The 8,955-nt window shown below is 36.4% G+C and carries 8 protein-coding genes; 5 read left to right on the top strand and 3 right to left on the bottom strand.

Annotation, left to right across the window (positions count from 1 at the left end; translation table 11 throughout):
• Nucleotides 1-22: 22 nt before the first annotated feature.
• The 5 genes from LKL37_RS00265 to LKL37_RS00245 all read left to right on the top strand — a co-directional run bounded on the left by LKL37_RS00265 (nt 23) and on the right by LKL37_RS00245 (nt 5,385).
• A complete protein-coding gene (locus tag LKL37_RS00265; protein WP_431610421.1) occupies nt 23-772 on the top strand; it encodes an ABC transporter ATP-binding protein in 750 nt (249 codons plus the stop codon).
• Between the two features lie 23 nt (nt 773-795).
• A complete protein-coding gene (locus LKL37_RS00260; protein ID WP_431608595.1) occupies nt 796-2,025 on the top strand; it encodes an ABC transporter permease in 1,230 nt (409 codons plus the stop codon).
• A 108-nt stretch (nt 2,026-2,133) separates the two neighbouring features.
• Complete coding sequence (locus tag LKL37_RS00255) at nt 2,134-2,799, top strand: DUF2461 domain-containing protein (protein ID WP_431608594.1); 666 nt, start codon at nt 2,134-2,136, stop codon at nt 2,797-2,799.
• A 283-nt stretch (nt 2,800-3,082) separates the two neighbouring features.
• The gene (locus LKL37_RS00250) at nt 3,083-3,877 is read left to right on the top strand and encodes an FkbM family methyltransferase (RefSeq protein WP_431608593.1); all 795 of its coding nucleotides are present in this window, start codon (nt 3,083-3,085) and stop codon (nt 3,875-3,877) included.
• Between the two features lie 8 nt (nt 3,878-3,885).
• Nucleotides 3,886-5,385, top strand: coding sequence for a lipopolysaccharide biosynthesis protein (locus LKL37_RS00245; protein WP_431608592.1), 1,500 nt, complete (start codon nt 3,886-3,888; stop codon nt 5,383-5,385).
• Between the two features lie 38 nt (nt 5,386-5,423).
• Here LKL37_RS00245 and LKL37_RS00240 read toward each other — a convergent pair whose 3' ends face one another.
• The 3 genes from LKL37_RS00240 to aspA all read right to left on the bottom strand — a co-directional run bounded on the left by LKL37_RS00240 (nt 5,424) and on the right by aspA (nt 8,920).
• The gene (locus LKL37_RS00240; protein WP_431608591.1) at nt 5,424-6,464 is read right to left on the bottom strand and encodes a glycosyltransferase; all 1,041 of its coding nucleotides are present in this window, start codon (nt 6,462-6,464) and stop codon (nt 5,424-5,426) included.
• Between the two features lie 113 nt (nt 6,465-6,577).
• Entirely contained in the window at nt 6,578-7,432 is an 855-nt protein-coding gene (locus tag LKL37_RS00235) for a glycosyltransferase (RefSeq protein WP_431608590.1), read from the bottom strand.
• A gap of 87 nt (nt 7,433-7,519) precedes the next feature.
• Nucleotides 7,520-8,920: an aspartate ammonia-lyase gene (aspA, locus tag LKL37_RS00230; protein ID WP_431608589.1), complete on the bottom strand. Its 1,401-nt coding sequence runs from the start codon at nt 8,918-8,920 to the stop codon at nt 7,520-7,522.
• Nucleotides 8,921-8,955 lie beyond the last annotated feature (35 nt).

Raw genomic sequence — 8,955 nt, 5'->3', positions numbered from 1 at the left:
AGCAAACCTAAAACAAAATGTCATGGCAGAAAAAATTCTGGAGATTACAGATCTGAAAAGAGAGTTCAGAATGGGCGAAGAAATTGTCCATGCACTGAAAGGCGTAACATTTACGGTGGAGAGAGGTGAATTTGTGACCATTATGGGAAGCAGTGGCTCCGGAAAATCTACGTTACTGAATATCATTGGCTGTCTGGATAAACCGTCTGGCGGCGATTATATTCTGGATGGAGTAAATATTAAAAATCTTGACCGTGATGAGCTTGCTGTTCTCAGAAATCAAAAAATAGGCTTTGTATTTCAGGCTTATAATCTTCTTCCCAGAACTACAGCAAAAGAAAATGTAGAGCTGCCACTTCTTTACAACGCAAAAGTATCTACAGAAGAACGCCACAAAAGAGCTATACAAGCTTTAACAGCTGTAAAACTCGAAAGCAGAATTGACCACCTTCCCAACCAAATGTCCGGAGGGCAGCAGCAAAGAGTTGCTATTGCCAGAGCTTTGGTAAACGAACCCGTAATGATTCTGGCAGATGAAGCCACTGGAAATCTGGATACCAGAACCTCGTATGAAATCATGGCGCTTATGCAGGATCTCCACCACCAGGGACGAACCATCGTTTTTGTAACTCATGAACCTGACATAGCCACTTTCAGCAGCAGAACAGTAACACTGCGGGACGGAAAAGTCATTAAAGATGTCAGAAATGATAATATTAAATCAGCCAAAGAAGCCCTGGAAAACCTTCCGGTAAATGATGATTACAACTAGTTTTAAACTAAAAATCTATTGCAATGAACCTCTCAAACCTCTTCCGAATTGCCTGGAAAGCTCTTTTACGAAATAAGCTTCGTGCATTTTTAACCATGCTCGGTATTATTATAGGTGTGGCTTCAGTGATTGCAATGACTGCCATTGGAGAAGGTTCGAAAAAAAGCATCAGCGACCAGCTTTCTTCTATGGGCTCCAATATGATCACCATACGCCCTTCCAGCAATGTGAATGTTTCCGGAGGGGCAAGAATCGGGGCTTCCGGATTACAAACGCTGAGACCTCAGGATGCAGACGCTATTTCAAAGGGAGCACCTGATGTTTCGTACGTCTCTCCTGCTGTACAAACCAACGGACAGTCTATCAACGGGCCCAATAACTGGCCTACTCAGTTACAGGGAGTCAATGAGGAATATTTCAGTATCAGAGACTGGGGTATCGCGGAGGGTAATCTTTTCACCAAAAAGGATGTCACTTCGTCCAATAAAGTATGTCTTTTAGGCCAAACGGTTTATACCAACCTATTTCCCAACGGTGAAGATGCTGTAGGAAGTATCATCAGGTTTAATAAAGTTCCCATGAAAGTTATCGGAATTCTCGCTCCAAAAGGCTCCAATGCGTTCGGGCAAGATCAGGATGATGTGATTATCGCACCATTCAACACCGTTCAGAGAAGATTTTTGGGAATCACCTATGTTCAGACCATTTATGCCGCTTCATCCAATGAAAACACTTCACAGCAGGCTACTGATCAGGTTTCTGAGATTTTGAGAAAGCAGCATAAACTGCCTGTAGATGGTAGTAATGATGATTTCAGTGTGAGAACACAGGCTGAGCTTATCTCTACCATGAGTTCTACCAGTCAACTATTGACTGTACTTTTATCTGCTATAGCCGGTATTTCCCTTATTGTAGGAGGAATCGGAATCATGAATATTATGTACGTTTCCGTAACGGAACGAACCAAAGAAATTGGCCTGAGAATGTCTATCGGGGCTAGAGGAAAAGATATCCTTTATCAGTTTCTGATTGAAGCGGTATTAATCAGTATCACAGGAGGAATTCTTGGGGTGCTTTTAGGAGTTCTGTCTTCGGAACTGGTTACCTTCTTCCTTTCCTGGCCTACTTTTATTACGGAATCTTCAATTATTGTTTCCTTTATTGTGTGTGCTGTGACGGGAGTCTTTTTCGGATATTATCCTGCATTAAAAGCTTCAAAACTTGACCCTATTGAGGCATTGAGATATGAATAGTTTTTTTTACATTTGGGTTGTGGGATTCAGATTGTGAGATTCAGGTTTCGGAATTGAGAAGCCGTTTTAAATCTCACTTAACAACAATAAAAAAACACCTAACACAGTATGTCTTCAAGTATTTCTTCCAAAACATTTGATTTTTTAAAAAAATTAAATAAAAACAATAACCGCGAATGGTTTAATGAAAATAAAGACCTGTACACAGAATCTCAGCAAAATGTGGTTTCATTTCTGGATGAACTGATTAAAGAGATGTCCGGTTTTGATGAAGAACTTGCTAAAATAGACAGTAAAAAAGCGCTATTCAGAATTTACAGAGACACCCGTTTCTCAAAAGATAAATCCCCTTATAAAACCAATTTCGGAGCTTCTCTGGGAATGGGAAAAGGAAACCAGAAAGGAGGCTACTATCTTCACATGGAACCAGGAAAATCCTTTTTAGCAGGCGGAATCTACATGCCTGAATCTTCTGTTCTGAAAGAAGTACGTAAGGAAATTTCCTTGTACGGAGAAGATTTTCTTAAAATTCTCAATAATAAAGATTTCAAGAAGCATTTTCCCGAGCTTGACCAAGATGATAAATTAAAAAAAATTCCTCAAGGCTTCGAAAAAGAAGATCCTATGGGAGAATATCTGAAGCTTAAAAACTTTATTGTTGTATATTCCCTGAAAGACGAAGAGGTACTGGATAAAAATGCGGTGAAAAATATGACCAAAGTTTTCAAACTGATGAAACCTTTCAATGATTTTCTGAATACACCTTTTCTTTAATCCCTTTATTTTTTAATGTCTATTAATTTTTTAACCAAAGATGACACCGATTTTCACAGATGATTGGAGTTATTTAGGTGAAATTATACTTTATTGACTTTTTTAATAGAAACACTTGTGGTATATGAGTGTCTTTGTAATAAATTCAAAATATATTAGAATTCAGTGGGTTACAAAAATAAATTTTCAATATTAATACTGAAAATCAAGCTGTTATAATTAACATTTTTTAAGAAAAGTTTTACATTTTTACGTATCTTTGCTGTTCGCCAAAAAGCTTACGATGTCTTTATACCAAAAAATCGCAGAGAAACTACAATACATAAGCCCGAATTTCTACAAAAAAAGATATTTTAAAACTTTAAATAATCTTAATAAAAATAATTTTTCGGAACGTAATGTAGAACCGGAACTGGTATGGATCAAAGAATACCTTCCAAAAAATGCTGTAATACTGGACATTGGTGCGAATGTAGGAACTTTCCTATACCAGCTGGAAAATACATTGGATCATGAACATATTTATGGTTTTGAGCCCAACAAAAAACTATACCGACGATTAAAAAGATTATTTCCCGCTATGCGTATTTTTCCTCTGGCGCTTTCTGACGAAAACAGGATTGCCGAGTTCAAAGTACCTGTCATTAACGGAAAAACAATTGCTTCCCGAGGTACTTTAAACACTTCCTACAAAGAAAAAGGAGAAGAGAAAAGCTACACGGAAAAAGTAAAGGTCATCAAACTTGACGAATGGGCTGCATTGGAACATTTCAAGCGACTTGACTTCATCAAAATAGATGTTGAAGGAAACGAAATAAAAACTCTTTCCGGAGCCAAAGAAACCATCAGAAAGTTCAAGCCGACTTTAATGGTCGAAATGGAACAAAGACACCACCAAACACCTATATGGAATGAAATATCTGAAGTGATAAACTGGGGATACGAAGCCAAATATCTGAACAGAAAAAGCTTTGCGCTGGAAAACCTTACAGAAGATATTATAACACAAAATACAAACGACGAAAAAAATAAAACTCAGTACATCAACAATATTATTTTTATACCTAACAACATTTAAAACGACTTATGAGTGTAGTAGCGAGACAAGGCTTCAAATATTCCATTATCGGTTATATTGGTTTTTTGCTGGGCACCGTTTCCGCAATATTCATATTTCCGAATGATTTTGAATTTTACGGAAAGCTTCGCTACATTCTCCCGACTGCTGAAATGCTGGTTCCTTTTGTTGTTTTGGGTATTTCTTATTCGAATGTGAAATTTTTTCACAAAGTAGAAAGAGACGGTAAAAAACAGAATATGCTGTCATTATCTTTGCTGACTGTTTTTATCAATTTCCTTATTTTCACAGTTGTATTTTTCATACTTCCCTATTTTTATCCGAAGTTCAGACATTCTGAGGCATGGAAAATCAAGGAGATGATCCTTCCACTGATTCTAATCCTCTCGTTCTGTTCTATTTTTAATAAATACACTTCCAATTATAAAAGAATTGTGGTTTCCAATATTTTCGATAATCTGTTTCCGAAAATAGCTAATCTGGGAGCATTTTGTCTCTTCTTCTTTGCGTTATCACAGAATATTACGGCTGGTGCATCACAGAACATTGCATTTGCTTTCTTTTTTGGAATCTTCTTTTTAATGCTTCTGGGCTATATTTATTATACCAACAAACTGGAAAAAATTCAGCTGGATTTTAATACAGATTATTTTAAAAAGAACAATTTCTGGAAAGAATTTTTCAATTACAGTTTCTTCGGATTCCTGGGAACTTTTGGAAATTATCTGGCGATCAACAGCTTTATGATCGGGGAATTTATGGGAATGGAAGAAGTAGGAATTTATTCTGTACTGTACGCCTTAATCTCACTGATTTCTATTCCACAGCTTGGATTATTTAATATCTCTGCTCCAATCATCAACAAAACACTGGCAGACGGAGATATGGAAGAGCTGGACAGATTCCACAAGAAAACATCTTTAACGCTGTATTTTCTTGGAGCTGTTTTATTCTCGTGCATCATGGTAGGATTCCCTTATCTGACGCAATTTATGCCTAAAAACGGAACCATGTTGAGAGAGTACGAACCCGTAGTCTGGATCTGGGGTTCTGCAGTATTAATAGATCTTGCCACCGGATTCAACGGGAATATTATTTCACTTTCAAAATATTACAGATTCAATATTCTGGTTATGCTTTTGCTGGCGGGATTGACGATTGGACTTAATTATTATTTCATTAAAAATACAGATCTGAAACTAATCGGAATTGCTTTATCTACAGCCATTTCCCTTACTATTTACAATGTAGTGAAAATCGTTTTCAATTATATTGTATTTAAGGTTTCGCCTTTGAGTATTGAAATGATTTTTGTTTCCATTATCTGTACTTTAGCCATCACAGTAGCAATTGTTCTCCCGAATTTCAACAGCAATCTGCTTAACCTTGTTTACAAACCGGCGGTTGTTTTGATATTGATCTATATCGGAAATTACTTTACCAAGATCTTCCCGATTGAAGACTATCTGAACATGAAATTTATTAAGAGCGTATTTAAGATTAAATAAGTGCTTTTAAGAGAAAAGAGAATAATCCGAGAAGTTTTTTAGAGTAAACCCATTAGAAATTGTTCCAGTTTTTTCTGAACTTCTTTTCTGCTGTATGTTGTATAAAAGTCAAAAGGAGTCTCCGAAATGGTCTTTAACTGCTCAAAAGCATTTTCTTTTTCAGGAATAATAAAGTCAAGTTTTGAAGGATAATTTTGAGGAAAAACAGCCAGTTTTCCATACTTAATGGCATCCCCAAGGTTTCCTGTCATTTTAGTCAGTCCATAGGTTTCTTTCATACTGAAAAACTCTGTATCCTGCTGAATCGGGCACCATAAAACGTCTGCTTTCTGCATCCATTTTTCAAAGTCTTCGGAAGAAACTCTTTCAGAAAAATAAGTAATTTTAATGTTTTTGGATAATTTTTCAGACAGATGTTTAAGTTGTTTTAATTCATGTCCGTTTGCTTTTCCAAGGAATACAAATTGGCAATGTTTATCCGTATTGAGTTTTTGAATAGTTTCAAAAATGTAATGATAATCTCTTCTTTTCTGCGAAACTCCTCCAGGAATGACCACCACAAGATCTTCATTTTTTGTTTTGTTAAAATCTCGTGTATAAAACAGCGGTAAAAATCGATATCTGTCCGAAATCAGCGCTTCATCCAGTACGAAAAGGGATCTGGAGGTTTGATAAACTTTAGTTTTGTAGAATAACCCCTCTTTCAGCCATAATTTTAACCTGAAAATAACATCTCCTTTGAAGAGGCTTTTCATCAGATCCAGCTTTGAAGCTTTTATGAAATTAAGGTTATGGGTAATAATTGCTGTATTGTACTTTTTTGTTATCGCTAAAAATGTATTAAAATAACGATGCACAGTTCCTATAATAACCAGGTCATATCCTTTTCCCTTTAACTGATCCAGAATCATAGAACTGTCTGATAAAAACACAGCTTCATCATTATCACTTACCTGATCTTTGATTCTTTTTGAAAAATAATAGTCTACCGAAAAATCCTGAGAACCTTTCATAATATCCATGAAAGCCTGAGCAATTTCTGCGTGGGTGTCTATTTCTATGTAAGCTATTTTTTTCACGGATTGGAAGTTAAATCTTAAGTTTTGGCTAAAGCCAATGAATTTTTATTTTTTATTAAACGGTTAAAACCGGTTTCTATTGATAAACATTAAACGTATAAAAAAATGACCTTCTACATCTTCAGCCACTTCCTCTTCAGCATCCTCCAGCGTTGATCATTAACGGCTTTTTGTTCTTCTTTTGAAATTTTCAGTTCTAATTTCTGTGATCTGCAGTTTTCATAAGCTTTAATAATATCAAAGAAAAATGAAGCAGACTTGCTTTTCATCGCTTCTTTTGAAGAGGCAATATAAGCCAGAAACCTGTTCAGTCCTAAGAAATAAAAATATCTTCCATAGTAATCTGCGGGACGTATCGTGTAATCGGCTCCTTTTACTTTAATCAGCTTTACACGAAGCTCAGGAAGAACAACTTCTTTCCATCCCAGATTTTCCAGTAATATGGAATCAATATTATCCCAGCCCAATGTTTCCCTTAAACCACCGATCTGAACAAAACATTCTTTACGGTAAGCCTTCATAGGACCTCTCACATGATGTTTATTGGAATTTCCTTCATAGATCCAGTTTCCGTCTTTTTCTATATACAGAAGACCTCCTACAAGTCCAAAGTCAGGATGAGTAGAAAATGCTGTTTCTACAGCTGTTAAATAGTTTTCCGGAAGGATAATATCAGCATCAAATTTACAGATGACATCAAATTCATCCATAGATTGGGTTTGTAATCCCTTTTTAAAAGCATGTACCACCTTGAAACCCGGCTGATGTTCAGATTTCTGAAGATTAACCGTTTCGAAACGGGAATCAGTTTCTGTATATTTCCTGATCATCTCAGATGTTCCGTCTGTAGAGCCGTCATTCACTACCACTACTTTAAAATCTTTGCAGCTTTGCTGTTGTAAAGAATCAAGAGTAAATGGGAGGTTGTATTCTTCGTTATGGGCAGGAATTATGATTAAAAACCTCACGAATTATTAAGTGATTAATGATGAGCGATCAATGATAAGAAACTTTTATAATTTCAATTATCATTGATCATTCATCGTTTATAGAATTTATTTATTATGCGGTTTCAGCATGTTTTTCGGATCAAGGATTTCGTCCAGCTTTTCCTGAGAAAGAATTCCTTTTTCAAGAACAAGGTTGTAAACGCTCTTTCCTGTTTCCAATGCTTCTTTAGCAATCTGTGTAGATTGTTTGTACCCGATATAAGGGTTCAGTGCTGTTACAATACCGATACTGTGTTTCACCATATTCAGGCAAATTTCTTTATTGGCCGTAATTCCCACCACACATTTATCACGAAGCGTATCTAAAGCATTGCAAAGGAAATTGATATTTTCCATGATGGCATGAGAAAGTACCGGTTCCATTACATTCAGCTGTAATTGTCCTGCTTCTGCAGCAAAAGTTACGGTAAGATCATTTCCGAATACTTTGAAACAAACCTGGTTTACCACTTCCGGAATCACCGGATTTACTTTACCTGGCATGATAGAAGATCCCGGCTGCATTGGCGGAAGGTTGATTTCAAAAAGACCCGCTCTCGGACCTGATGAAAGCAATCTTAAGTCGTTACAGATTTTGGATAACTTCACTGCAAGACGTTTTGTAGCTGAAGAATAAATTACATAAGATCCTGTATCTGGTGTTGCTTCAACCAAATCCGGAGCTGAAACAATCGGAAATCCTGTAATCTGAGCTAAGTTTTTAGCACAAAGAGTAGCATATCCTACCGGAGCATTTAATCCTGTCCCGATAGCGGTTGCTCCCATATTCACTTCTACAAAAAGGCTCGCATTGTTATTAAGCTTGGAGATATCCTCTTCTAAAGTAGCAGCATAAGCTTCAAACTCCTGTCCCAACGTCATTGGAACTGCATCCTGAAGCTGTGTACGTCCCATTTTGATAACATCATGAAACTCCTGTCCTTTTGCACGGAAAGCAGTGATAATTCTTTCTAATTTTTCAACCAGTCCGATATTCATCTGAAGCAATCCCATTTTGATTGCTGTAGGATAAGCATCATTGGTAGACTGTGAAAGGTTGATATGATCATTAGGTGAACAGAATTCGTATTCTCCTTTATTTTTTCCTAATTTTTCCAACACGATATTCGCGATCACTTCATTCGCATTCATGTTGATGGAAGTTCCTGCTCCCCCCTGAATCATATCTACCGGAAACTGGTCATGATATTTCCCTTCTACAATTTCATCACACGCTTCTGCTATTTTAAAATACAGGTTTTCGTCTAGAAGTCCTAATTCATAATTGGTTTTGGCAGCTGCTTTTTTTACAAACGCCAATCCTTTTATGAAATCCGGATATGAAGACAAAAGCTGTCCTGAAATTTTAAAATTGTCGATAGCTCTTTGTGTCTGAACCCCATAATAAGCATCTAAAGGCACATTCAGTTCGCCTAATAGATCACTTTCTTTCCTGAAATTTTCCATTACAGATATTTTACTGTTTTTGATCGTTTAAAGAT

The organism is Chryseobacterium sp. 'Rf worker isolate 10', from assembly GCF_050753305.1.
In the GTDB taxonomy this organism is placed as follows: domain Bacteria; phylum Bacteroidota; class Bacteroidia; order Flavobacteriales; family Weeksellaceae; genus Chryseobacterium.
Note: the sequence above shows the minus strand (reverse complement) of the source record. Positions and strands in the feature narration are given on the sequence as shown.

Bases quoted from the DNA above. Each gene is read 5' to 3' on its own strand.
- LKL37_RS00265 (WP_431610421.1), top strand. From the start codon at position 23: ATGGCAGAAAAAATTCTGGAGATTACAGATCTGAAAAGAGAGTTCAGA.
- LKL37_RS00260 (WP_431608595.1), top strand. From the start codon at position 796: ATGAACCTCTCAAACCTCTTCCGAATTGCCTGGAAAGCTCTTTTACGA.
- LKL37_RS00255 (WP_431608594.1), top strand. From the start codon at position 2,134: ATGTCTTCAAGTATTTCTTCCAAAACATTTGATTTTTTAAAAAAATTA.
- LKL37_RS00250 (WP_431608593.1), top strand. From the start codon at position 3,083: ATGTCTTTATACCAAAAAATCGCAGAGAAACTACAATACATAAGCCCG.
- LKL37_RS00245 (WP_431608592.1), top strand. From the start codon at position 3,886: ATGAGTGTAGTAGCGAGACAAGGCTTCAAATATTCCATTATCGGTTAT.
- aspA (WP_431608589.1), bottom strand. From the start codon at position 8,920: ATGGAAAATTTCAGGAAAGAAAGTGATCTATTAGGCGAACTGAATGTG.